We start from the raw sequence: 24,048 nt of genomic DNA, 5'->3' as shown, positions 1-24,048 counted from the left end.
GCCCCAGCCCCAGAACCCGACGCCCGCCGACGCCCAGCCCGCGCCGACGGCAGCGGCGCGGGCGCCCCACCGGCACAAGGCCTTCAGCCTGCGCCGCCTGCTCGGCTACGCCTACCGGGAGGCCCTGGAGCTGCGCCGCGACACCATCCGCCTCACCTTCGCCCTGCTCGGCTCGGTGCTGCTGATGTTCGTGCTCGGCTACGGCATTTCCATGGATGTGGAAGGCCTGCGCTTCGCCGTGCTGGACCGGGACCAATCCCCCGAGTCCCGGGACTACATCGACAACATCGCCGGCTCCCGCTACTTCCTGCAGCAGCCGCCCATCGCCGACAGCGCCGAGCTGGAGCGGCGCATGCGCGATGGGGAACTGACGGTGGCCCTGGAAATCCCCCCCAATTTCGGCCGGGACCTGCACCAGGGCCGCTCGCCGGAAGTGGGGGCCTGGGTGGACGGGGCCATGCCCTACCGGGGCGAAACCACCCGGGGCTACGTCCAGGGCCTGCACCAGCAGTACATCGTCAAGCTGGTGACCGAGGCCACCGGCACCGCCCCCACCCTGACCTGGACCGACGTGGCCCTGCGCTACCGCTACAACCAGGACTTCCGCAGCATCTACGCCATGGTGCCGGCGGTGATCCCCCTGCTGCTGGTGTTCATCCCGGCCATCCTCATGGCCCTGGGCGTGGTGCGGGAAAAGGAGCTGGGCTCCATCACCAACCTCTACGTGACCCCGGTTAGCCGCCTCGAATTCCTCATCGGCAAGCAGCTGCCCTACGTGGTGGTGTCCATGCTCAGCTTCTTCGCCCTGGCCCTGCAGGCGGTGCTGGTCTTCGGCGTACCGATCAAGGGCAGCTTCCTCGCCCTGGCCTGCGGCGCCCTGCTCTACGTGGTGTGCACCACCGGCCTGGGCCTGCTCATTTCCACCTTCACCAAGACCCAGATCGCCGCCCTCTTCGGCACCGCCATCCTGACCATGCTGCCGACGGTGCAGTTCTCCGGCCTCACCACCCCGGTGGCCTCCCTGGTGGGCGGCGCCTACAGGATCGGCCAGTTCTTCCCCGCCACCTACTTCCTGGTCATCAGCCGCGGCGTGTTCACCAAGGCCCTGGGCTTTGCCGACCTGGGACAGCAGTTCCTCGCCCTGGCCTGCTTCATTCCGGTGCTAACCCTCATTTCCCTGGCCCTGCTGCCCAAGCAGGAGAAATAGGAAACGACCATGGACCGCCACGGCACGCTGGCCAACATCTTCCGCCTGGGGCTCAAGGAGCTGCGCAGCCTGTGGGCCGACAAGGTGTTGCTGGTGCTGATCGTGTGGGCCTTCACCGGCGGCATCTACAGCGCCGCCAAGGGCGTCTCCCAGGAACTGCGCAACGCCCCGGTGGCGGTGGTGGACGAGGACCGTTCGCCCCTTTCCGCCCGCCTCATCGGCGCCCTGACGCCGCCCTACTTCAAGACGCCGGACCTCATTTCCATGGCCCAGATGGACCGGGCCCTGGACCAGGGCCGCTATTCCTTTTCCCTGGTCATCCCCGCCAATTTCCAGCGGGACCTGAAGGAAGGCCGGCGCCCGACCCTGCAGCTGAACATCGACGCCACGGTGATGAGCCAGTCCTTCATCGGCGCCAGCTACATCCAGAGCATCGTCGCCGGGGAACTCAACGAATACCTCACCGGCAAACGGGACAGCAGCGCCCCGCCGATCCGCCTCACCACCCGGGTGCGCTTCAACCCCAATCTCACCGGCTTCTGGTTCGGCGGCGTCATGGAGGTGATCAACAACATCAACATGCTGACCATCATCCTGGTGGGGGCCGCCTTCATCCGGGAGCGGGAGCACGGCACCCTGGAACACCTGCTGGTGATGCCCCTGACCCCCTTCGAGATCATGATGGCCAAGGTCTGGGCCAGCGGTGCCGCCGTGCTGCTGGCCGCCAGCGTCGGCCTCATCGCCGTGATCCAGGCCATCATGCAGGTGCCCATCGCCGGCTCCGTGCCCCTGTTCCTCTGCGGCGCCGCCCTCTACCTCTTCTCGGCCGCCTCCATCGGCATTTTCCTCGGCACCATCGCCCGTTCCATGCCCCAGTTCGGCCTGCTCTTCATCCTCACCATCGTGCCCCTGCAGCTGCTCTCCGGCGGCGTCACGCCCCGGGAGAGCATGCCGGAAGTGGTCAGCGACATCATGCTCGGCGCCCCCATCACCTACTTCGTGCGCCTGGCCCAGGCCATCCTCTACCGGGGCGCCGGCCTCGACACGGTGTGGCCCGAGTTCCTCGCCATCACCGGCATCGGCGCCATCTTCTTCCTCATCGCCCACGCCCGCTTCCGCAAGTCGGTGACCCAGACCCAGGTGTAGGACGCGCCATGGCCGAACTGCCCGAACTGCACAGCGACGACACCCGGGAACGGCTCCTGGCCGCCGGCCTGGCCCTCTTCGGCCGCCACGGCTACGACGGCGTCACCACCCGCATGCTGGCCGCCGCCGCCCGGGTGAACCAGTCGGCCATTCCCTACCACTTCGGCGGCAAGGAAGGGGTGTACCGGGCGGTCGCCGAATTCATCGCCGCCGAGATGGGGCCCCGCATCCAGAGCCTGACCCGGGAGGCGGAACAACGCCTGCAGGACCCGGCCACCGACCCGGGCGAGCTGCTGGTGCAGGTGGTGCGGGATCTGGCCGCCGCCTCCTTCGTCCCCGGCCATCCCCTGGCCTGGTTCATCTTCCTCACCCGGGAGCAGTTCCACCCCACGCCGGCCTTCGACGTGCTCTACGAGCGCTTCACCCGCCCCGGCCACACCCTGGTCAGCCGGCTCCTGGCCCGGGTCACCGGCCAGCCGGAGGAAGCGCCCGAGAACCTGCTGCTGGCCCACGCCCTGATCGGCGCCATGGTCGCCTTCGGCTCCGCCCGCACCACCCTGCAGCGACGCCTGGGCTGGTCGGAAAGCGATTACGAGCCGGCCCAGCTGCAGGCCATGCTGGCGGTCATCGAGCAGCACTGCCGAGCCACGGTGGCGGGCCTGCGACGGCAGGCCTGAGAGACAGCAGGGACGCCTCTCTCCAGGCAGGTACGGCGGAGAAGCGCGTCAATTCTAGTTCCCGGGCCAAGCCCCCATTACACCGCCAGCCGGTAGCCGACGCCGGATTCGGTGAGGATGTGCCGCGGCATGGCCGGGTCGTCCTCCAGCTTGCGCCGCAGGCCGGCCATGTACACCCGCAGGTAGTGGGCGTGCTCCACATGGCTGGGGCCCCACACCTCCCGCAGCAGCTGGCGGTGGGTGAGGACCCGGCCGGCGTTGGCCACCAGCTGGCTCAGCAGCCGGTATTCGATGGGGGTCAGATGCACCGCCTCGCCATGGCGGCTGACCTGGCGCCGGGCCAGATCCACCTCCACCGGGCCGAAGGCGAACACCGGCGGCATGTCGCCGCCCCGGCCGGCGCGGCGCAGCAGGGCCCGCACCCGGGCCAGCAGTTCGGGAATGCCGAAGGGCTTGGTCAGGTAGTCGTCGCCGCCCGCATCCAGGGCCGCCACCTTGTCGCTCTCGTCGCTGCGGGCCGACAGCACCAGCACCGGCACCCCGGACCAGTTGCGCAGGTCCCGGATCAGATCGACGCCGTCGCCATCGGGCAGGCCCAGGTCCAGCACCAGCAGGTCGGGCTTGCGGGTGCCGGCCTCGATCAGGCCCCGGGCGGCGGTGTCCGCCTCCCACACGGTGCAGCCCTCCGACTCCAGGGCGGCGCGGACGAAACGGCGGATCTGGGGCTCGTCCTCGACGATCACCACCACCGGGGCAAGGCGCTCCTGGCCGGCGGCGGGATTCACAGCAGCTCCGTCGGCAGGGCCGGGGGCTGGCCCAGGGGCAGAGTGAACACGAAGCGGGCGCCGGGGCCGTCACTGCGGTTCTCCGCCCACACCTTGCCCTTGTGGGCATCGACGATGGCGCGGACGATGGCCAGGCCGAGGCCGACGCCGGGAATGGCCGACTCGTCCTGGCCCCGGGTGAATTTCTCGAACAGGCCCGCCTCCTTGCCCGGCGGCAGGCCCGGCCCGTTGTCGCTGACGCTCACCAGCACCCGCTCCGCCTCCCGGCGGGCGCCGATCTCGATGAGGCTGCCCGGCGGCGTGTACTTGGCGGCATTTTCGATGAGATTGCAGAACACCCGTTCCATCAGCACGGCGTCGAACTCCAGCAGGGGCAGGTCGGCGGGCAGGTCCACCCGCACCCGGTGTTGGGCCAGAACCGAGGCCCGGGCCTGGAGCGCCGCCCCCACCACTTCCTCCAGGGGCTGCCACTCCTTCTTCAGGGTCACCTGGCCCGACTGCAGCCGGGCCATGTCCAGCAGATTATGCACCAGGGCGCTGGTGCGCATGGCCTCGCCCCGGATGGCCTGGGCCAGCTCGGCCTGGGCCGGCGGCAGGGCGCCGCCCAGGCTGAGGGAGTCGGCCAGCCCCACCAGGGCCGTGAGGGGGGTGCGCAGGTCGTGGGAGAGGGCCGCCAGCAGGCCGTTGCGCAGGCGCTCCGACTCCATCTGCACCAGGGCTTCCTGGGCCACCTCGATGTAATGCACCCGTTCCACGGCAATGGCCACCAGGGTGGCGCAGGTCTCCAGCAGCCGCTCCTGTTCCGGCGAGGGCAGCCAGGGCTGCTCCCGGGGTAGCACCGCCAGCACGCCCCTGGTGCGCATCGGCGCCTTCAGGGGCAGGTAGCGCATGGGGGCCGAGGGCAGGGTGTCGGTGGACAGGCCGGCAGCCTCGCCGTGGTCCGCCGCCCACTGGGCGATGCCCAGGTCCACCGGCAGGTCGGCCGGCAGCCCTTCCGGCAGGCTCAGGCGCTCCTGCTGGCCGGGCACCAGCAGGAGCGCCCGGGCCTGGAAGCCCTGCTGCACGAAGCGCCGGGTGATGTCGTCGATCTGCTCCACGGTGAGGGCCGCCGACAGCTCCCGGGCCATCTCGTAGAGGGCGTCGCTGCGCCGCTCCCGGCTCTGGGCCACGTCCACCTGGAAGCGCAGGCCGGCGGTGAGCTGGGCGGTGATGAGGGCCACCGCCAGCATCACGGAAAAGGTCAGCAGGTACTGCACATCGCTGACGGCGAAGGAGAGGCGCGGCGAGACGAAGAAGAAATCGAAGGCGGCGACGGAGAGGAAGGCGGCCAGGATGGCCGGGTTGCGCCCCAGCTTGACCGCGGCGAAGAGCACCGCCAGGAGGAACAGCATGACGATGTTGGCCAGGTCCAGGGCGCCGTGCAGGGGCGTCGCCACCAGGGTCACGGCAGCCACGGCCGCCGCCGCCAGGCCGTAGCCCCGCACATTGACTGCGGCGGGCCGGGCCGGGCCGTCCGGGAGCGGCGGCGCTTCCCCGTCCACCCCATCGCTGGCCACCTGCATGACGTCCAGGTCCGGCGCCTGGCGGGCCAGGCGCCGCGCCAGGGAAGTGCGCCAGGGCAGCCAGCGGCGCCAGTCCCCGGGCAGTTCCCGGCCCAGCAGGACCTTGCCCAGATTGTGTTCCCGGGCGTACTGGATGGCCGCCGCGGCGGCATCCTGGCCCGGCCGGTTGGCCGTCTCGGCCCCCAGCTCCTGGGCCAGGCGCAAGCTCTTCAGCACCCGCCCCCGCTCCCCTTCGGGCAGCCGCTGGTAGCGGGGCGTCTCCACATAGAGGGCGTGCCAGGGCACCTCCAGCTGGGTCGCCAGGCGGGCGGCGCTGCGCACCAGGCGCTCGCTGCCGGGGCCCGGACCGATGCACACCAGCAGGGATTCCCGGGTCGGCCAGACGGTGCTCACCGACTGGTCGCGGCGGTAGGCCCGCACGTCGTCGTCCACCCGGTCGGCGGTGCGGCGCAGGGCCAGTTCCCGCAGGGCCAGCAGATTGCCCTTGCGGAAGAAGTTGGCCATGGCCCGCTCGGCCTGCTGGGGCACGTACACCTTGCCGGCCTTGAGCCGGGTCAGCAGTTCCTCCGGCGGCAGGTCCACCAGCACCACCTCGTCGGCGGCATCGAAGAGGCGGTCGGGCACCGTCTCCCACACCCGGGCGCCGGTGATGCGGCCCACCACGTCGTTGAGGCTTTCCAAATGCTGCACATTGACCGTGGTGAACACGTCGATGCCGGCTGCCAGGAGTTCCTCCACGTCCTGCCAACGCTTGGGGTGGCGGCTGCCGGGGGCATTGCTGTGGGCCAGCTCGTCCACCAGCACCAGGTCCGGCGCCCGCTGCAGGGTGCCATCCAGGTCGAATTCCTGCAGGCGGCGGCCCCGGTGCTCGACCTGCCGGGAAGGCAGCAGCTCCAGGCCCTGGACCAGCTCGGCGGTTTCCCGCCGGCCGTGGGTTTCCACCACCCCCACCGCCACGTCCACGCCCTGGGATTGCAGGGTACGGGCGGCGGCCAGCATGGCGTAGGTCTTGCCGACGCCGGGGCTGGCGCCGAAGAAGATTTTCAGGCGGCCGCGGCGGGCCTGGATTTCCTCCGCCTCCAGGCGGGCCAGGAGGGCGTCGGGATCGGGGCGTTGCAGAGGATCGGACATGGGTGGAGTTTATTCCTTGGCGGCAGCGCGCAGGGCCAGCTCGGCCAGGATGCGCTGCCGCACCTGCTGGCGCAGGCGGTGTTTGCACTGGGGGCCGCAGGTCAGCTGGCGGCCGTAGGCGAAGGGATGCTCGACGGCGTTGATCGGGTGCCGGGTGCCGCAGACGGGGCAGATATGGATGGGCATGGCCGTCCCCTCACAGGCGCTGCTCGGCGTAGCGGGCCAGGGCCGCCGGCTGGTCGGCGATGCTGGCGGCCACCAGATAGACCTCCCGCCCCGGCCCGTCGCCGAGGGCCACGGCCAGGGCGATGCCGGCGGCACCGGCCGCCACCGCCAGCCGCAACGGCGCCTCCCAGGCCGCCAGGTAGCTGGCCAGGGCACGACGCCCGACGCTGTCGCGGGAGAAGGAAACCTGGCCGAGGGCTCGGCCCTGCTGGCGGGCAGCCAGTTGCAGCTGGTCGCCGTCGATACGGATTCCGATACAGACATTGGCATTCATAGGACACCTGGGAACGAAGGGTGGCGCGGCACCCGATGCCCACAGATTAGAAAAGGGGCTGTTGCAATGGGGTCAAAAATAGCCGAAGCCGTATCAAGATGGCGTTAAGAATCGCCCCCCAAATCCGGCAGCAACAAAAAAAACCGGCCCGGGCGAAGCCTGGGCCGGCACAAGAAACAGCTTCCCCGGGGGAGGTGGAAGCTGCTGTCGGAACCCGTTAGAAGGACCGTCCCACCTGGAGGACGAGACGGTCCTTGTTCAACTCCCGGGTTTCGCCATTGGCAGCGGAAAGGCCGCCTACCGGAGGCCGGTAGAAGCGGTCGTTGGTGGCGCCGACCCAGGCGCCGGAGAGGCTCCAGCCGCCGCTGAAGGTCCTGGTCAGGCCGAGGCGGTAGTCGGTGTAGTCGGCGCTGATGCCACCGTAGGTGGCTTTGACGTCGGTGCGGCCCAGGTGCAGGTTGAGGGTCATGTCCTCGGCCAGGGGCACGTTGGCGCTCAGGTCGTGGTAGAGGCTGCCCTTGGTGTCGCTGCTGTAGCCGGTCTTGGTGTTGGCGCCGAAGTAGTCCGTGAGGGAGACGGACAGCTTGTAGCTGAGCCAGCGCCAGGAGAAGCCGCCGTTCAGCTCGAAGTTGTCGAATTTCTGCCCCGGCAGGGAACAGGGGGCCGCCCAGGCGGCGGAGGGACAGGTCCCTTTGTTCACATTGGCACCGGGATACCAGTAGCCGTAGCCGCCGACGGTATAGCCCCAGTCGTCGTCCAGCTTGCCGTTGTAGCCGGCGTAGTAGTCCACCTCCAGGTTGCCGCCCGGGTAGGAGTTGCCGGAAACGTTGGAGGCCCACAGGCCGGCATAGAGGCCGTTGCGGTGTGCCAGGTCCACGCCGCCCTGGAGGGCAGGGCCGCCCCAGGTCTGGTCGATGCCGCGGAAACGGTATTCGCTGACCAGGTTGAGATTGCTGCTGACGGTAAGGTCCGGGGCGGCCTCCGCCTCGGCCCGGGCGGCGCCGGCGGCAAGCAGAAGCAGGGGCAGAAGTACAAGGTGCTTGGAGTTGTTCATGGGTTTTTCCTGTTTCGGGATGAGGAGGAAGGCGCCGGGGGACGATGTCCCAGCAGCCAGCCGGCCAGGGCGATGGGGGCGAAAATGGCCAGCAGCGCCAGCAGCAGGTGGCAGAGGTCCAGGAGCGGGCCGGTCATGGCGGAGCCTCAGGGCGCCACCTGGTCCAGGGCCCGGTTGAGGGCCAGGACATTGACCCGGGGCTCGCCCAGGAAGCCCCATTGGCGGCCTTCCGTGTGGCGCTCCAGCAGGGCCAGCACCCGGGCTTCGGGCAGACCGCGCAGGCGGGCCACCCGGGGCGCCTGCCAGCGGGCGGCGGCGGGGCTGATGTGGGGATCGAGGCCACTGGCGGAGGCCGTCACCAGATCCACCGGGATGGGGGCCTGCTGGCCCGGGTCCGCCGCCTTGAGAGCAGCGATGCGTTCCTGTACCGCCGCTTCCAGGGCCGGGTTGAGGGGCCCCAGGTTGGCGCCGCCGGAGCTGCCGCCGTTGTAGGGCATGGGGGCGGTGGCGGAGGGGCGGCCCCAGAAGTAGCGGGGGTCGGAGAAGGGCTGACCGATGAGGCGGGAGCCCACGGCCTGGCCGTTTTCCTTGAGCAGGCTGCCGTTGGCCTGGTCGGGCATGGTGGCCTGGGCCAGGCCGGTGACCAGGGCCGGGTAGGCGGCGCCGGTGAGGGCGCTGAGCAGCGCCAGGAGGATCAGGGCGGGTTGCAGTTCCTTGAGCATGGAAGTCTCCTTAGGCCAGATGCAGGCCGACAAGCATGAGGTCGATGGCCTTGATGCCGGCGAAGGGCACCACCAGGCCGCCCAGGCCGTAGACCAGCAGGTTGCGGCGCAGGATGGCGGCGGCGCCCTGGGGCCGGTAGGCCACGCCCTTCAAGGCCAGGGGGATGAGGGCGACGATCACCAGGGCGTTGAAGATCACCGCCGAGAGGATGGCCGAGGCCGGCGTCGCCAGGCCCATGACGTTGAGCACGCCGAGGGCCGGATAGGTGGCGGCGAAGGCGGCCGGGATGATGGCGAAGTACTTGGCCACGTCGTTGGCGATGGAGAAGGTGGTGAGGGCGCCCCGGGTCATCAGCATCTGTTTGCCCGTCTCCACGATCTCGATCAGCTTGGTGGGGTTGGAATCCAGGTCCACCATGTTGCCGGCCTCCTTGGCCGCCTGGGTGCCGCTGTTCATGGCCACCGCCACGTCGGCCTGGGCCAGGGCCGGGGCGTCGTTGGTGCCGTCGCCGGTCATGGCCACCAGGCGGCCGTCCTGCTGGTGCTGGCGGATCAGCTTGAGCTTGGCCTCCGGCGTGGCTTCGGCCAGGAAGTCGTCCACCCCGGCCTCGGCGGCGATGGCGGCGGCGGTGAGGGAGTTGTCGCCGGTGATCATCACCGTCTTGATGCCCATGCGGCGCAGTTCGGCGAAGCGCTCCTTGATGCCGCCCTTGACGATGTCCTTCAGTTCCACCACCCCCAGCACCCGGGCGGCGCCGGCGCTGGATTCGGCCACCGCCAGGGGCGTGGCGCCGCGGCGGGCGATGTCGTCCACCGCCTGCTGCACGGCGGCGGACCATTCGCCGCCCAGGGCCAGGATGTGGGCCTTGACTGCATCGGCGGCGCCCTTGCGGATGCTGCGCCCCTGCCAGTCGATGCCGCTCATGCGGGTCTGGGCGGTGAAGTGCACAAAGCTGGCGCCGTCGGCGTGGATGTCCCGGCCCCGCTGGTGCAGGCGCTCCTTGGCCAGGGTGACGATGGAGCGGCCCTCCGGCGTTTCGTCGGCGAGGGAGGCGAGCAGGGCCGCTTCGGCCAGCCCCTTCTCGCTGACGCCGGCGGCGGGGGCGAAGGCGGCGGCCTGGCGGTTGCCCAGGGTGATGGTGCCGGTCTTGTCCAGCAGCAGCACATCCACGTCGCCGGCGGCTTCCACCGCCTTGCCGGAGGTGGCGATGACGTTCTTTTCCATCATCCGCCCCATGCCGGCGACGCCGATGGCCGAGAGCAGGCCGCCGATGGTGGTGGGAATGAGGCACACCAGCAGGGCCACCAGCACCGTCACCGTGACCGGGCTGCCGCTGCCGGCGACGCCGACGCTGTAGATGGAGAAGGGCAGCAGGGTCGCCGTGGCCAGGAGGAAGGTCAGGGTCAGGGCCACCAGCAGGATGGTCAGGGCGATCTCGTTGGGCGTCTTCTGCCGCCTGGCCCCTTCCACCATGCCGATCATGCGGTCGAGAAAGGTCTCCCCCGGATTGACGGTGATCTTCACCACCAGCCAGTCGGAGAGCACCCGGGTGCCGCCGGTGACGGCGCTGAAGTCGCCGCCGGACTCCCGGATCACCGGGGCCGATTCGCCGGTGATGGCCGATTCGTCCACCGAGGCCACGCCTTCCACCACCTCGCCGTCGCCGGGAACGACGTCGCCGGCCTGGACCAGCACCACGTCGCCCTTGCGCAGGTCTTCCGAGGGCACGGTGTGGAAGGGGGCGCCGGCGTGGGCTTCCCGCAGCTTCTTCGCCCACACGGTCTTCTTCAGGCCCTTCAGGGCGGCGGCCTGGGCCTTGCCCCGGCCCTCGGCCACGGCCTCGGCGAAGTTGGCGAAGAGCACGGTGAACCACAGCCACAGGGTGATCGCCAGGATGAAGCCGGCGGGGGCCTCGCCTTCCCCGGCCAGGGCCTGGAGCCAGAGGCCGGTGGTGAGCAGGCTGCCCAGCCAGACCACGAACATCACCGGGTTCTTCACCTGGTAGCGGGGGGAGAGGCGCTTGACCGATTCCCAGGCGGCTTCTTGCAGCAGGGCCCGGTCGTAGAGGGATTGGCTTGTTGTTTTCATCGAGGACTCCTTAGCGGACGCCGACCATCTGCAGGTGTTCCACCACCGGCCCCAGGGCCAGGGAAGGCAGGAAGGTCAGGGCGCCGACCACGATCACGGTGCCGATCAGCAGCACCACGAACAGGGGCGTATGGGTCGGCAGGGTGCCGGCGGACGGGGGAATGCGCTTCTTCGCGGCAAGGGAGCCGGCGATGGCCAGCACCGCGGCGATGATGGTGAAGCGGCCGAAGAGCATGGCCAGACCCAGGGCGGTGTTGTAGTAGGGCGTGTTGGCGCCCAGGCCGGCGAAGGCGCTGCCGTTGTTGTTGGCGGCGGAAGAGAAGGCGTACAGCACTTCCGAGAAGCCGTGGGCACCGGGGTTGAAGACACCCGCGGCACCCGCCTCCAGCATCAGGCTCAGGGCCGTGCCCAGGAGCACCGCCAGGGGCGTGGCGAGGATGGCCACTGCGGCCATCTTCATCTCGTAGGCCTCGATCTTCTTGCCCAGGTATTCCGGGGTGCGGCCGATCATCAGGCCGGCGACGAAGACGCCGACGATGGCGAACACCAGCATGCCGTAGAGGCCGGAACCGACGCCGCCGAAGACCACCTCGCCCAGCTGCATCAGCCACATCGGCACCAGGCCGCCCAGGGGCGTGAGGGAATCGTGCATGGCATTGACGGCGCCGCAGGAGACGGCGGTGGTGACGGTGACGAAGAGGGAGGTGGCGCTGATGCCGAAGCGGGCCTCCTTGCCTTCCATATTGCCGCCAGCCATCAGCTCGCTGCCCTGGGTGGCCAGACCGAGCCGCTCGAACAGGGGGTTGCCGGCCTGCTCGGCCCACACTTCCACCGCCAGCAGGGCCACCAGGATGGCGGTCATGGCAGCGAGGATGGCCAGGCCCTGGCGCAGGTCGCCGACCCAGCGGCCGAAGGTGAAGCAGAGGGCGGCCGGGATGAGGACGATGGCCAGCATCTGCAACAGGTTGGAAACCGGGGTCGGGTTCTCGTAGGGATGGCTGGAATTGGCGTTGAAGAAGCCGCCGCCGTTGGTGCCCAGGTGCTTGATGGCGATCTGGCTGGCCGCCGGCCCCAGGGGCAGGGTCTGCTCCCTGGCGGTGGCCGCCTCCAGCACCGGCTTGCCCGCGGCGTCGAGCACGGGCTGGCCGTCGGCGCCGACCTTGGGCTGTTCATAGTCCACCGCCTGGGTCAGGGGCACGCTGGCGTAGGGCGCCACGCTCTGCACCACGCCCTGCCCCACCAGAGTGAGGGCCAGGATCAGGGACAGGGGCAGCAGCACGTAGAGGGTGGAGCGCACCATGTCGATCCAGAAATTGCCGATACCGCCGGCCTCCTTGCGCTGGAAGCCCCGCATCAGGGCCACCACCACGGCCATGCCGGTGGCGGCGGAGAGGAAGTTCTGCACCGCCAGGCCGAGCATCTGGGTCAAATAGCTCATGGTGGTTTCGCCGCCGTAGGCCTGCCAGTTGGTGTTGGTGACGAAGCTGACAGCGGTGTTGAAGGCCAGGTCCGGCGTGGTGTTGGCCATGGCCTGGGGATTGAAGGGCAGCCACAGTTGCAGGCGCTGCAGGGCGTAGACGGCGAGCACGCCGAGCAGGCTGAAGGCCAGCACGGCGCCGGCGTAACGGCGCCAGCCCATGTCGTCGCCGTGGCGCACGCCGGCCAGGCGGTAGCAGAAGTTCTCCAGCGGCCGCAGCCAGGCCACGAAGGCCGGCAGGTCGCCCCGGTAGATGCGGGCCATGTACAGCCCCAGGGGCCAGGCCAGGAGAAAGAGGACGGCGAAGAAGAAGCCGTATTGCAGCAGGAGGTTGGTACTCATGAGAAGTCCTCCGGGTAGAACAGCACGGCCAGCAGATAGGCGAAGAGGCCGACGGCCACCGCCAGGGCGATCAGGTAAAGGGGCGCCATCACGACCTCCGCAAGCGGTCGAAATAAGCCACCAGGCCGGCCGTCAGGGCAAAGAAGCCGATGGCCAGGCCGATGTAGAACAGGTCCATGGAAATCCTCCGTATGCAGATGGAACATCACGCTCGAACTGTAGGCGGGGAGGAATCAAGACCTTGCTAAAGCTGGGGAGGGCCTCGTTAAGATGGTGTAAAGACGCCGGACCGGCTTCAAGACCTGGCTGAAAAGGCAATAGGGACGGCCATCTTCAGGCAGCCATAGCCGAAATGCCCGTCCTTGCTGCCTCCCAGCCGAGGCGATGAGAGCAGAGACAACGTGCGGGAAGGAGGAGCGCAGGCCCGGGCGGGGCGCCATGACACCCGGCGGCAAGAGGAAATGAAGGACGACGGGGGCCAGCCGCGACACTGCCTTCGGACGGGGCTCTCCAAGGGACGGGCGCCGCCAACGGCGCCGCTGCGGCGGTTCTAACGGAAGGAACCGGAGCGCCTCAGCCCCGGGGCAGCAGGCGCTCCAGTTGCTGGGCGAAGGCGTGGCGGTCGGACTGGCTCATGGCGGCGGGACCGCCGGTGTCGACGCCGGCGGAGCGCAGGGTGTCCATGAAATTGCGCATGGACAGGGCGGCCTGGACGGAGCCCTTGTCGTAGGGCTCGCCCCGGGGCGTCAGCACCCGGGCGCCCTTGGCGATGACTTCCGCCGCCAGGGGAATGTCGGCGGTGATGACCAGATCCCCCGCCGCCACCCGGGCGACGATTTCGTTGTCCGCCACGTCGAAGCCCTTGGGCACCTGGATGCTGCGCAGGTAGGGCGATGGCGGCGCGTAGAGGGCCTGGTTGGCCACCAGGGTGACCAGGATTTGGGTGCGCGTCGCCACGCGGAAGAGGATTTCCTTGATGGCCTTGGGGCAGGCATCGGCATCGACCCAGATTTGCATGGTCAGCGGGTTCCGAAGGGGAGAATGGCCGGCAGCTTACCGCAAGCGCCCCCAACTGGCAGCGGGGCGGGCCGGATTCCGTCCGCCGCCCGGAACCGGGACCGGGGAACTTCGCCGGATGGGAGTGCCGCTGCCGCCGGCGGATGGAGACCCGCCGGCGGAGCTGCGGCGGTGTCAGCAGGCAATCCCAAAAGAAAAAGCCCGGCTTCAAGCCGGGCTTTTTTGCAGCAGATGCTGGCAGGAGCGAATTACATGCCCATGCCCATGCCGCCCATACCACCCATGCCGCCCATGTCTGGCATGCCGGCGGCGGGCTTGTCTTCGGCCAGCTCGGCCACCATGCAGTCGGTGGTCAGCATCAGGCCGGCGACGGAAGCGGCGTTCTGCAGAGCGGTGCGCTCGACCTTGGTGGGGTCCAGCACGCCCATTTCCACCATGTCGCCGTACTCGCCGGTGGCGGCGTTGAAGCCGAAGTTGCCCTTGCCTTCAACCACCTTGTTCACCACCACGGAAGGCTCGTCGCCAGCGTTGGCAACGATTTCGCGCAGGGGCTGTTCCAGGGAGCGCAGCACGATCTTGATGCCGGCGTCCTGGTCGTGGTTGTCGCCCTTCAGGTTGCCCAGGTTGGCGCGGGCGCGCAGCAGGGAAACGCCGCCGCCGGGGACGATGCCTTCTTCAACGGCAGCGCGGGTGGCGTGCAGGGCGTCTTCGACGCGGGCCTTCTTTTCCTTCATTTCGACTTCGGTGGCAGCACCCACCTTGATCACGGCCACGCCGCCGGCCAGCTTGGCCACGCGTTCCTGCAGCTTTTCGCGGTCGTAGTCGGAGGTGGCGGCTTCGATCTGGGCACGCACCTGGGCCACGCGGGCCTTGATGGCGTCTTCGGAACCGGCGCCGTCGATGATGGTGGTGTTTTCCTTGCCCACTTCGATGCGCTTGGCCTGGCCCAGGTCGTCCAGGGTAGCCTTTTCCAGGGTCAGGCCCACTTCTTCGGAGATCACCTGGCCACCGGTCAGGATGGCGATGTCTTCCAGCATGGCCTTGCGACGGTCACCGAAGCCGGGAGCCTTGACGGCCACGGTCTTCAGGATGCCGCGGATGTTGTTCACCACCAGGGTGGCCAGGGCTTCGCCTTCCACGTCTTCAGCGATGATCAGCAGGGGACGGCCGGCCTTGGCGACTTGTTCCAGCACGGGCAGCAGGTCGCGGATGTTGGAGATCTTCTTGTCGAACAGCAGGACGAAGGGATTGTCCATGACGGCAATCTGCTTGTCCGGGTTGTTGATGAAGTAGGGGGACAGATAGCCGCGATCGAACTGCATGCCTTCGACGACGTCCAGTTCGTTGTTCAGGGACTTGCCGTCTTCAACGGTGATGACGCCTTCCTTGCCGACCTTTTCCATGGCATTGGCGATGATGGTGCCGATGTCAGCGTCGGAGTTGGCGGAGATGGAACCGACCTGGGCGATTTCCTTGGTGGTGGCACAGGGCTTGGAAATCTTCTTCAGCTCTTCGATGGTGGCGGCGACAGCCTTGTCGATACCGCGCTTCAGGTCCATCGGGTTCATGCCGGCGGCCACGTACTTCATGCCTTCGCGCACGATGGCCTGGGCCAGCACGGTGGCGGTGGTGGTGCCGTCACCAGCCAGGTCGGAGGTCTTGGAAGCGACTTCCTTGACCATCTGGGCGCCCATGTTGGCGAACTTGTCCTTCAGTTCGATTTCCTTGGCCACGGACACACCGTCCTTGGTCACGGTGGGGGCGCCGAAGGAGCGCTCCAGCACCACGTTGCGGCCCTTGGGGCCCAGGGTCACCTTGACCGCGTCGGCCAGGACGTTGATGCCTTCGACCATGCGGGCGCGGGCGGAATCACCGAATTTGACTTCTTTAGCTGCCATTGAAATTCTCCAGAATCTGTTGAATGGGAAAGGGGGAGAGGCTTAGGCCTCGACCACGCCCATGATGTCTTCTTCGCGCATGACCAGCAGTTCCTGGCCGTCCACCTTGACGGTCTGGCCGGCGTACTTGCCGAACAGGACGCGGTCGCCCACCTTCACGTCGGGGGCGTTCTGCTTGCCGGAATCGTCACGCTTGCCGGGGCCAACGGCCAGGACTTCACCCTGATCGGGCTTCTCACCGGCGGAATCGGGGATGACGATACCGGAAGCGGTGGTGCGCTCAGCTTCGACGCGCTTGACGATCACACGGTCGTGCAAGGGACGGATTTTCATAGGGATAGCTCCTTGTAACGAAGTTATTGCAGGGATTCAGGGGCCTGTCGGCCCGGTCAGGCGGGGTGGTGAAGGCCTGGCCTGTTAGCACTCACCCCGAGCGAGTGCTAATAATAGGGGCGCCCCCCTTCGATTTCAAGGGTGGCCAGACACAATTGTTGTCCCCAGGTATGGCGAGAGACAGAAAATTGCCGAGGGAAGGAAGCTAAGCAACTGATCCAAAATACAAACATCCACCCAGCCCACCGAACCGATCAATCCCCCCTCCGGTAGGCGGCAGAGCCCAATGGCAGGATCAGGACAGGGGCAGGACGGCGCCTGCCGGCGTGATGGGCGGGTAGTCCCCCTCGCCATCGGGCCAGGGCGTCAAAATCTCGAAACCGGTTTCGGTCACCAGCACCATGTGCTCCCACTGGGCCGAAAGGGAGCGGTCTTTGGTCACGACCGTCCAGTCGTCAGGCAGATGGCGGATGGCGGCGCCACCCGCATTGAGCATCGGCTCGATGGTGAAGATCATGCCCGGCTCCAGTTTCAGCCCCTTACCGGGCTGGCCGTAGTGGGGCACATGCAGGTCGTCGTGGTAGACCGTGCCGATGCCGTGGCCGCCGTATTCGCGAACGACGCTGAAGTTCTCCCGCTGGGCAACGCTCTGGATGGCGTGGCCGATATCGCCAAGGGTGGCCCCCGGACGGACCTGCCGTATACCTGCCCGCATGGCTTCATAGGTCGTGCGCACCAGGCGCCGGGCCAGGATGCCGGAGTTGCCGACCAGGAACATCCTGCTCGTATCGCCGAACCAGCCGTCCTTGATGACGGCAACGTCGATGTTGACGATGTCCCCGTCCTTCAGCTTCTTGTCGGACGGAATGCCGTGGCAAACCACATGGTTTACCGAGGCGCAAATTGTCTTGGGGTAGCCGTGGTAGCCCACATTGGCAGGAATCGCCTGCTGCACATGGACAATGTACTCGTGGCACAAGCGGTCCAGCTCATTGGTGGTAACTCCCGGCCGGATATGGCCGGCAATCATCCGCAGGACATCGGCAGCCAACATTCCGGCGCGTCGGGCCATGGCAATTTCGGCCTCCGCCCGGATGGGTACGGCTCGCGCTGCGCTCATGCCGCCTGCGCCACCGCTGCATCCTTGTCGGCAGAACTGCCTTCAGCCTGCCGTTCCGCCTGAATCAGCAACTGGCAGATATCAGCGTAGGCCAGGTTCGGGTTGAGTTCCGCGAGCATCCCCACACGTAGCCAATGTTCCGCTTGCGCGTTGATGGAACGGCTCAAGGCGCCGCTGGTGAGACGCAAATTTTCGTGCATCTGCTCTGAAATTTTGACGATTCCCATGACACCTCAAAATATACGATTTATATACGAATCGTATACTAGCAAAAATATCTGTGCTCTGGCCCATCCTGTTCCCCCGGGTCCGGGCCGGGCTTTGCGGCGATTCCCGGACTCGCCCCCGGGCCGGGGCCGCCCCTATAATGGCAGGCTTCCCAGTCCCGCTGCGGGGCCCCGGACAGCCATGCGCCCCTTGCCGGTGGCGGACAACGGCCCGGCGGCGGCCCCGCCAGATTCCGATGCAGCCCATTCGCCTGACCCTGCTTTGCCTCGCCGCCTGTCTTGCGGCCTGCGCCGCGCCCACTGCCCCCACCGTCGTCAGCGCGCCGCGGCCGCCGGCCCCGGCCCGGCCCAGCGTGCCGCCCCCGGCCGAAGTGGTGGCCACGCCCCAGGCCCCCAGCGTCTATTTCTCCCCCGGCGATGCCGAGGTGCCGCCGGCGGCGGCGCCCCTGCTCGACCAGATGGCCGAGGAGCTGCGGGCCGACCGGCTGCGGCGCCTGGTGCTGCGTGCCCACACGGACCACCTGGGCAGCAAGGAGTACTGCCTGGCCCTGTCGGAGAAATGGGCCTCCCTGGTGGAAGCCGCCCTGGTACGCCGTGGCGTCCGCGGCACCCAGATACTCATCCGCGCCCGGGGCAGGGAACTGGCGCCGGCCTGCGACAGCGAAGCCTGCCGCAGTTCCTGGCGCCGTGTCGAACTGGTGCTGCAGCCCTGACCCCCTTTGGCGGCCATGCCGCCGGCCCGCCCCCCTCCCTGGAATTCCGCCATGCCCATGACCTACGAAGAGTATCTGGACGAAGTCACCACCCTGATTACCGAGAAGTACGACCTGGAGGACGAGGCGGCCATCGCCCTGGTCATGGCCGCCCAGGACAAGGAGTACTTCTGCCCCCACGACGACGATCCGGCCCTGCGCAACCTGGAGCAGGCCCACGCCGACGCCCGCAAGCTGTTCAAGGAACGGCAGAACTTCCTCGCCTGAAAAAAATATTTTTCACAGCGGCACCGCTCCGGAACGTCCGTCACCCCCCTGACGGACACCCGCCAGACCAATGCCGGCGCCGTTCTTTCCGCATTTGCACCACCCCCTCACCCTCCCCGTCCGCGGTTAATCGCGGACGCGGCCACCTGGGCTGCCAAGCCCAAAAACCGAATCAAAACAGCGCTTCCGCAATTTACGCATTGATAAATCGATTGCACCAGTCGACATAAAACACCCCATTGCAACGGCATAACCGCCAAGAAAAATTGACGCAGCGCACAAATCGTTTTTCCATTAAATCATTCACTTACCGAGACTCGAAATTCTTCCGTCCTGACGCAAAAAGTTCTCATTGGAGTAAGGGAACTGTAAGTCTTCGGGGACATAGTTCGGCTCCATGGCCAGTCCTTCGATTGGCCCGGAGGTTTTTTAGGAGGAGACAAATGAGTCAACAAGAGCTGACCAAGCGGATTCGGGCAAACCCGAAATTCCACGAGCTGAAAAGCAAGCGCAACGTCTTTGGCTGGACCCTGACCGTCATCATGCTGCTGGCCTACTACGGCTATATCGCCATCATCGCCTTCGACAAGGCGCTGCTGGCCCAGAAGCTGTCCGAAAGCGGCGTCATGACCGTCGGCATTCCCGTCGGTGTCGGCCTGATCCTGTTCACCGTCGCCATCACCGGCCTCTACGTCCGCCGCGCCAACAGCGAGTTCGATGCCCTGACCGAGCAGATCGTCCAGGAGGAAATGAAGAAATGAAAAAACTGACCAACACCCTCGCCCTCGCCGGCCTGGGCCTGCTCAGCTCCCCGGTGTTCGCCGCGGCGCTGGAAGGCCAGGCCGAAAAGCAGGCCACCAACTGGACGGCCATCATCATGTTCGGCGCCTTCGTGCTGCTGACCCTGTGGATCACCAAGTGGGCTGCCTCCAAGACCAAGACGGCGGCTGACTTCTACACCGCTGGCGGCGGCATCACCGGTTTCCAGAACGGCCTGGCCATCGCCGGCGACTACATGTCCGCCGCTTCCTTCCTGGGTATTTCTGCCGCCGTGTTCGCCAACGGCTACGACGGCCTGATCTACTCCATCGGCTTCCTGGTGGGCTGGCCCATCATCATGTTCCTCATGGCCGAGCGCCTGCGGAACCTGGGCAAATTCACCTTTGCCGACGTGGCGGCCTACCGCTTCCAGGCCACGCCGATCCGCGCTCTGGCGGCTTCCGGCACCCTGGTGGTGGTGGCCTTCTACCTGATCGCCCAGATGGTGGGTGCCGGCCAGCTGATCAAGCTGCTGTTCGGCCTCGACTACTGGATGGCCGTGGTGCTGGTCGGCATCCTGATGATGGTCTACGTGCTGTTCGGCGGCATGACGGCCACCACCTGGGTGCAGATCATCAAGGCCGTGCTGCTGCTCTCCGGCGCTTCCTTCATGGTGTTCATGGTGCTGGCCAAGTACGGCTTCTCCCCTGAAGCCCTGTTCGCCGACGCCGTGCGCATCAAGACCGACCTGGCTGCCAAGGGCCTGCTGGCCAAGGCGCTGGAAACCGATCCGAGTGCCACTGCCGAGACGGTCGCTGCCGCTGCTGCCGCCAAGGGTCAGTCCATCATGGGCCCGGGCTCCTTCATCAAGGATCCCATCTCCGCCATTTCCTTCGGTATGGCCCTGATGTTCGGTACCGCCGGTCTGCCCCACATCCTGATGCGCTTCTTCACCGTGCCGGATGGCAAGGAAGCCCGCAAGTCCGTGTTCTGGGCCACCACCTGGATCGGTTACTTCTACATCCTGACCTTCATCATCGGCTTCGGCGCCATCGTGCTCGTCGGTACCAACCCCGAGTTCCTGGATGCCAAGGGCGTGCTGAAGGGCGGCGGCAACATGGCGGCTATCCACCTGGCCAACGCCGTGGGCGGCAACGTGTTCCTCGGCTTCATCTCTGCCGTGGCCTTCGCCACCATCCTGGCTGTGGTTGCCGGTCTGACCCTGTCCGGTGCCTCCGCCGTGTCCCATGACCTCTACGCTTCCGTGTTCCGTCACGGCAACGTGGATAGCGCCACGGAAATGCGCGTGTCCAAGATGACCACCGTTGCCCTGGGCATCATCGCGGTGGTGCTGGGTATCGCCTTCGAAAAGCAGAACATCGCCTTCATGGTGTCCCTGGCCTTCGCCATCGCCGCATCCGCCAACTTCCCGGTGCTCTTCATGTCCGTGCTGTGGAAGGATTGCACCACCAAGGGCGCCTTCTACGGCGGCTTCCTGGGCCTGATCACCGCTGTGGCTCTGACTGTCCTCTCCAAGTCCATCTGGGTCGACATCCTGGGCAACAAGACGGAAATCTTCCCCTACGCCTCCCCGGCCCTGTTCTCCATGGCTGCCGGCTTCATCGGCATCTGGCTGTTCTCCCTGATGGATCGCAGCGAACAGGCCGCCAAGGAACGCGTCGCCTACCTGGACCAGGAAATCCGCTCCGAAACCGGCATCGGTGCCGCAGCGGCCTCCTCCCACTAAGAAGCAAACCGACCCACCTCACAGCCCGGGGCTTGCCCCGGGCTTTTTTTTGCCCGTCCGGCTCCCCCCATTTTGAATATTAGAAAACTCTGAATTTGCATATAATGGGCGCCGGCCTCATTCCGGCCCATCCCGACAAGAAGCAGCCCAAGTCCGACCCCGCCGCGTTTATTCCGGCCGCCCGTTATACGGAACCCTCCGCCATGACCCACACCGCCCCCACGCCCGCCCGGCTCTCCCTCTTTCCCGTTTCCTTCTTCTCCACGGTGATGGGCACCGCCGGTCTTGCCATCGCCTGGCAGAAGGCCCACCTGGTCCTGGGGGCGCCGGCGGAAGTGGGGCAATGGCTGCGCTGGCTGGCTACCGCCGTGTGGCTGCTGACGGCCCTGGTGTATGGGCTCAAGTTCCTCACCCACCGGGTCGCCGTCCTCGGCGAATGGCGCCATCCGGTGCGCATCAACTTCTTCCCCACCATTTCCATCGGCCTGCTGCTACTGGCCATCGCCTGGGCCGAGGACGCCCCCGGCCTCGCCGCCCCGATCTGGGGCCTGGGCGCCGGGCTGCATCTGGCGTTCACCCTGGCCATCATGGGCGGCTGGCTGCACCACACCCACTACGAGATCAAGCACGCCAACCCGGCCTGGTTCATCCCGGTGGTGGGCAACATCATCGTGCCCGTGGTCGGCGTGCGCTTTGCCCCGCCGGAGTTGTCCTGGTTCTTTTTCAGCATCGGGCTGGTGTTCTGGCTGGTGCTGCTGACCATCGTCATGTACCGGCTCTTCTTCCACGAGCCCCTGCCTCTGCGCCTCACCCCCACCCTGTTCATCCTCCTGGCGCCGCCCTCGGTGGGTTGCGTGGCCTGGATGAACCTGACCGGGGAGGTGGACGCCTTTGCCCACATCCTGCTGCACACGGCCCTGTTCCTGGCCCTGCTGCTGTTTTCCAATGTGCTGCGCTTCCTGCGCGTGCCCTTCTTCCTCTCCTCCTGGGCCTATTCCTTCCCCCTGGCGGCGGTGACCATCGCCACCCTGGCCATGGCCGGTCGCACCCACAGCACCTTCTTCAGCGCCCTGGGCATGATCCTGCTCTCCATCCTCAGTCTGGTCTTGGGCCTGCTCATCGCCCGCACCCTGGTGGCCATCCGCCGCGGCGAAATCTGCCAGCCGGAATGAGGCCGACGGCGGGCCGCCCGGGCCCGCCCCGTCCTACAGGGCGTCGCTGCCGCCCAGTTCCCCCACCTCGTTGGCCCAGGCCATGGCCATGATCATGGCCCGGTTGGTGGCCTCCGCCTCCAGGCCGGCGGCCTGGGCGGCGCTTTCGATGCGGGCCGACTCCAGGCTCTCGCAGGCTTCCGCCACCTCCAGCAGCTGGGCGTAGGGCCCCTGCCGCTGCAGCAGGGCCTGCTTCACCGCCGGCGGCAGGGTCAGCTGCCCCACCACTTCGGCCAGTGGCTGCTGCAGCAGCCGGTCCAGCAGGGAAAAGGAGCCGCACAGAAAAAGGGCATCGTGCTCGGCCGGCGGGAAGCGGCCGGCCCCCAGCAATTCCATCAGCCGGCCCCGGGTCAGAGCATGCTCCACCACCAGCCACTCGCCGAAGCCGCCGCCCTGAGGGGCGAACAGAAGCAGGGACAGCCAGCGGTAGAAGCGCCCCAGGCCCAGCACCACCAGGGCATGCTCGATGGAGGAAACGGGCGTGGTCAGGCCGATGCCGGGGGAGTTGATGTAGCGCAGGATGCGGAAGGAAAGCAGGGGGTCCTGCTTCAGGGTTTCCGCCAGCTCCTTGTTCTCCGCCTCGTTGCGTACCAGGTTGAGCAGCTGGATGATGCGCATGCGGGAAGCGGCGCCCTTGGCCGGCGCCCAGGCTTCCTTGAGGGACACGGCGCGGCCCTGGAAATAGTCGAAGCCGCGCTGGAAGCAGAGATTGAATTCATCCGCCGTCTGCACGTTGTCGGCGATGAGGTGCACCGTGTGGCCGTCCACCGTCTTCAGGGCGTAGGCCAGGTTGCGCAGGCGCTCGCCGTCGAAAGCCGCCACATCCACCGCCACGTAATCGAGATGGGGCCGCAGGGCGGCCAGGGCGGCCTTGTCCGGCGGCACGTACATGCCCAGGAGAAAGCCTTCCTGGCGCAGCCGCACCAGGGTCGCCGGCGGCGGCAGGGCCTCGGCCTCCACGTCGGGCGGCAGGGCCAGCATGAGCACCGTGTTCTGCCGCGGCAGGCGGGCCAGGGCGGCCGAATCCAGGGCATCGGGGCTGACCGGGACGAAGGCCAGGCGCTGCCCGAGCACCCCGGATTCGCCGGAGGCCAGGGCCAGTTCGTGGAACAGGGCCTCCTGCAGGCTGCGCTGGACGACGGCACTGCGCCCGCCCAGGCGGGAGGCGAGGCGGGCCTCCAGATTGAACTCGTAGGCGGCCACCCGCTGCTGGCGATTGACGATGGGCTCGCGCCGCACGAAGGAATGGCGCTGCTCCTCCCCGGGCAGGGGGGCAACCGGCGGCGTGGCAGGCGCGGCCGCGCCAGAGGCGGCAGGGGCAACAGGCGCGGCGGCCTCGGCGGCGGCCGGCACTTCGCTGCGGGAGCGGAACAGGCGGGAAAACATGGGCGGGCGGCTCCTCGGATGAAGCCGTCATTCTAGACCGGGAAACCCGGCTGCGGCAGGATCAGGCCGAGGGTTGGCGGGCCGCGCGCCAGAGGCTGGCCACCGCCGGCGAGAGCCGCTCGATGACGACGCCGCGGCGCTCGGCGGCGACGACGCAGAGGGCCAGGCCGTCCGCATCCACGGTCGTCACCTCGGAGAGGTCGATCTCAGCCACCCCCATCTTGTCCAGGGCGTGGAAGAAGTCGTTGCGCAGGGACAGGTTGAGGGCGCCAGCGATGCGCATCACCTTGCGTCCGGCCAGGGTGTGCATGGACAGCACGGAGGCGATGCCGTTGCGCAGGGAGTCCTGGATCGCGCCTTCCAGCTGGATCTCGGAAGCCGGCCCCAGGTCGAAGCGCACCCCCACCAGATCGCCCAGGCCGCGGCTGATGACGATGGGCACGGTGTCGATGCCCATGCCCTGGAGCGCGAACTCCAGGCCGAAGCGGTCGCCGATGGCCAGGGGCAGGTCGGTGCGCAGCAGGGCGCCGCCGAGGGAAACATTGTGCAGTTCCGCCCGCAGGTTCTGGCCCTGGTGCCCCACATAGGCCGGCAAGGGCTTGGCGAAACGGATGCGGACGTGGCGACGCTGTTCTTGCATGATGGGCTGGGCGGGGGACGGTGGGATTCGCGCTATTAT

25 protein-coding genes are annotated in these 24,048 nt (G+C 67.6%); 8 read left to right on the top strand and 17 right to left on the bottom strand.

Translation table 11 applies throughout. The features are described from left to right. The 3 genes from AC1RTA_RS04565 to AC1RTA_RS04555 all read left to right on the top strand — a co-directional run. Positions 1–1,207, top strand: a 1,207-nt coding sequence (locus tag AC1RTA_RS04565) for an ABC transporter permease (protein ID WP_492784064.1), incomplete at its 5' end; no start/stop codon positions are given. A 9-nt stretch (positions 1,208–1,216) separates the two neighbouring features. Next, positions 1,217–2,353, top strand: coding sequence for an ABC transporter permease (locus AC1RTA_RS04560; protein WP_014235389.1), 1,137 nt, complete (start codon positions 1,217–1,219; stop codon positions 2,351–2,353). Positions 2,354–2,361: 8 nt separating this feature from the next. Continuing rightward, entirely contained in the window at positions 2,362–3,030 is a 669-nt protein-coding gene (locus AC1RTA_RS04555) for a CerR family C-terminal domain-containing protein (protein WP_492784063.1), read from the top strand. A 77-nt stretch (positions 3,031–3,107) separates the two neighbouring features. On the opposite strand, the gene kdpE is transcribed toward AC1RTA_RS04555, so the two are convergent. From kdpE to AC1RTA_RS04480, 15 genes are all read right to left on the bottom strand, one after another. After that, positions 3,108–3,815 (bottom strand): two-component system response regulator KdpE, encoded by a 708-nt coding sequence (gene kdpE, locus AC1RTA_RS04550; protein ID WP_014235391.1) that lies wholly within the window; start codon positions 3,813–3,815, stop codon positions 3,108–3,110. Next, positions 3,812–6,508 (bottom strand): two-component system sensor histidine kinase KdpD, encoded by a 2,697-nt coding sequence (gene kdpD / locus AC1RTA_RS04545; RefSeq protein WP_492784062.1) that lies wholly within the window; start codon positions 6,506–6,508, stop codon positions 3,812–3,814. Before kdpD ends, kdpE begins: the two co-directional genes overlap by 4 nt. A gap of 9 nt (positions 6,509–6,517) precedes the next feature. Then, complete coding sequence (locus AC1RTA_RS04540; protein ID WP_014235393.1) at positions 6,518–6,694, bottom strand: hypothetical protein; 177 nt, start codon at positions 6,692–6,694, stop codon at positions 6,518–6,520. A 10-nt stretch (positions 6,695–6,704) separates the two neighbouring features. Further along, entirely contained in the window at positions 6,705–7,007 is a 303-nt protein-coding gene (locus AC1RTA_RS04535) for a hypothetical protein (protein ID WP_014235394.1), read from the bottom strand. Positions 7,008–7,224: 217 nt separating this feature from the next. Next, positions 7,225–8,061, bottom strand: a complete 837-nt coding sequence (locus AC1RTA_RS04530) for a TorF family putative porin (protein WP_492784061.1) — start codon at positions 8,059–8,061, stop codon at positions 7,225–7,227. Beyond that, positions 8,058–8,198, bottom strand: a complete 141-nt coding sequence (locus tag AC1RTA_RS04525) for a hypothetical protein (protein WP_492784060.1) — start codon at positions 8,196–8,198, stop codon at positions 8,058–8,060. Before AC1RTA_RS04525 ends, AC1RTA_RS04530 begins: the two co-directional genes overlap by 4 nt. 9 nt (positions 8,199–8,207) lie before the next feature. Then, positions 8,208–8,783, bottom strand: a complete 576-nt coding sequence (gene kdpC, locus AC1RTA_RS04520; protein ID WP_492784059.1) for a potassium-transporting ATPase subunit KdpC — start codon at positions 8,781–8,783, stop codon at positions 8,208–8,210. 10 nt (positions 8,784–8,793) lie between these two features. Then, positions 8,794–10,872 (bottom strand): potassium-transporting ATPase subunit KdpB, encoded by a 2,079-nt coding sequence (kdpB, locus tag AC1RTA_RS04515; protein ID WP_492784058.1) that lies wholly within the window; start codon positions 10,870–10,872, stop codon positions 8,794–8,796. Between the two features lie 10 nt (positions 10,873–10,882). Next, positions 10,883–12,691, bottom strand: a complete 1,809-nt coding sequence (gene kdpA, locus AC1RTA_RS04510) for a potassium-transporting ATPase subunit KdpA (RefSeq protein ID WP_492784057.1) — start codon at positions 12,689–12,691, stop codon at positions 10,883–10,885. After that, positions 12,688–12,780, bottom strand: coding sequence for a K(+)-transporting ATPase subunit F (gene kdpF, locus AC1RTA_RS04505; RefSeq protein ID WP_492784056.1), 93 nt, complete (start codon positions 12,778–12,780; stop codon positions 12,688–12,690). Before kdpF ends, kdpA begins: the two co-directional genes overlap by 4 nt. Before the next feature lie 484 nt (positions 12,781–13,264). After that, the gene (locus tag AC1RTA_RS04500) at positions 13,265–13,708 is read right to left on the bottom strand and encodes a YaiI/YqxD family protein (protein ID WP_492784055.1); all 444 of its coding nucleotides are present in this window, start codon (positions 13,706–13,708) and stop codon (positions 13,265–13,267) included. 248 nt (positions 13,709–13,956) lie between these two features. Next, positions 13,957–15,606: a chaperonin GroEL gene (groL, locus tag AC1RTA_RS04495; RefSeq protein ID WP_014235403.1), complete on the bottom strand. Its 1,650-nt coding sequence runs from the start codon at positions 15,604–15,606 to the stop codon at positions 13,957–13,959. Between the two features lie 42 nt (positions 15,607–15,648). Beyond that, a complete protein-coding gene (locus AC1RTA_RS04490; RefSeq protein ID WP_014235404.1) occupies positions 15,649–15,939 on the bottom strand; it encodes a co-chaperone GroES in 291 nt (96 codons plus the stop codon). Positions 15,940–16,234: 295 nt separating this feature from the next. After that, positions 16,235–17,059: a type I methionyl aminopeptidase gene (map, locus tag AC1RTA_RS04485; RefSeq protein ID WP_492784054.1), complete on the bottom strand. Its 825-nt coding sequence runs from the start codon at positions 17,057–17,059 to the stop codon at positions 16,235–16,237. Further along, on the bottom strand, positions 17,056–17,286 hold the full coding sequence (locus AC1RTA_RS04480; RefSeq protein WP_014235406.1) for a ParD-like family protein: 231 nt from the start codon (positions 17,284–17,286) through the stop codon (positions 17,056–17,058). Before AC1RTA_RS04480 ends, map begins: the two co-directional genes overlap by 4 nt. A gap of 236 nt (positions 17,287–17,522) precedes the next feature. Here AC1RTA_RS04480 and AC1RTA_RS04475 point away from each other — a divergent pair, with 236 nt between their 5' ends. The 5 genes from AC1RTA_RS04475 (at position 17,523) to AC1RTA_RS04455 (ending at position 21,944) form a co-directional block, all read left to right on the top strand. Next, positions 17,523–17,999, top strand: coding sequence for an OmpA family protein (locus AC1RTA_RS04475; RefSeq protein WP_014235407.1), 477 nt, complete (start codon positions 17,523–17,525; stop codon positions 17,997–17,999). 51 nt (positions 18,000–18,050) lie between these two features. Further along, positions 18,051–18,266, top strand: a complete 216-nt coding sequence (locus tag AC1RTA_RS04470) for a hypothetical protein (protein ID WP_014235408.1) — start codon at positions 18,051–18,053, stop codon at positions 18,264–18,266. A gap of 443 nt (positions 18,267–18,709) precedes the next feature. Further along, positions 18,710–19,027 (top strand): DUF485 domain-containing protein, encoded by a 318-nt coding sequence (locus tag AC1RTA_RS04465; protein WP_014235409.1) that lies wholly within the window; start codon positions 18,710–18,712, stop codon positions 19,025–19,027. After that, positions 19,024–20,772 carry a cation acetate symporter gene (locus AC1RTA_RS04460; protein ID WP_492784053.1) on the top strand — a complete coding sequence of 583 codons (1,749 nt, stop codon included), beginning with the start codon at positions 19,024–19,026 and terminating at the stop codon, positions 20,770–20,772. The genes AC1RTA_RS04465 and AC1RTA_RS04460 overlap by 4 nt, the downstream gene beginning before the upstream one ends. A gap of 104 nt (positions 20,773–20,876) precedes the next feature. Beyond that, positions 20,877–21,944 (top strand): SLAC1 anion channel family protein, encoded by a 1,068-nt coding sequence (locus AC1RTA_RS04455; protein ID WP_492784052.1) that lies wholly within the window; start codon positions 20,877–20,879, stop codon positions 21,942–21,944. Between the two features lie 33 nt (positions 21,945–21,977). Here the strand turns inward: AC1RTA_RS04455 and AC1RTA_RS04450 are convergent, their stop codons facing one another. Next, on the bottom strand, positions 21,978–23,369 hold the full coding sequence (locus tag AC1RTA_RS04450; protein WP_014235412.1) for an EAL and HDOD domain-containing protein: 1,392 nt from the start codon (positions 23,367–23,369) through the stop codon (positions 21,978–21,980). Positions 23,370–23,430: 61 nt separating this feature from the next. Continuing rightward, positions 23,431–24,009 carry a PilZ domain-containing protein gene (locus AC1RTA_RS04445; protein ID WP_165397477.1) on the bottom strand — a complete coding sequence of 193 codons (579 nt, stop codon included), beginning with the start codon at positions 24,007–24,009 and terminating at the stop codon, positions 23,431–23,433. Positions 24,010–24,048: the final 39 nt, after the last annotated feature.

It is taken from the genome of Azospira sp. MPR-E4, from assembly GCF_058809645.1.
Note: the sequence above shows the minus strand (reverse complement) of the source record. Positions and strands in the feature narration are given on the sequence as shown.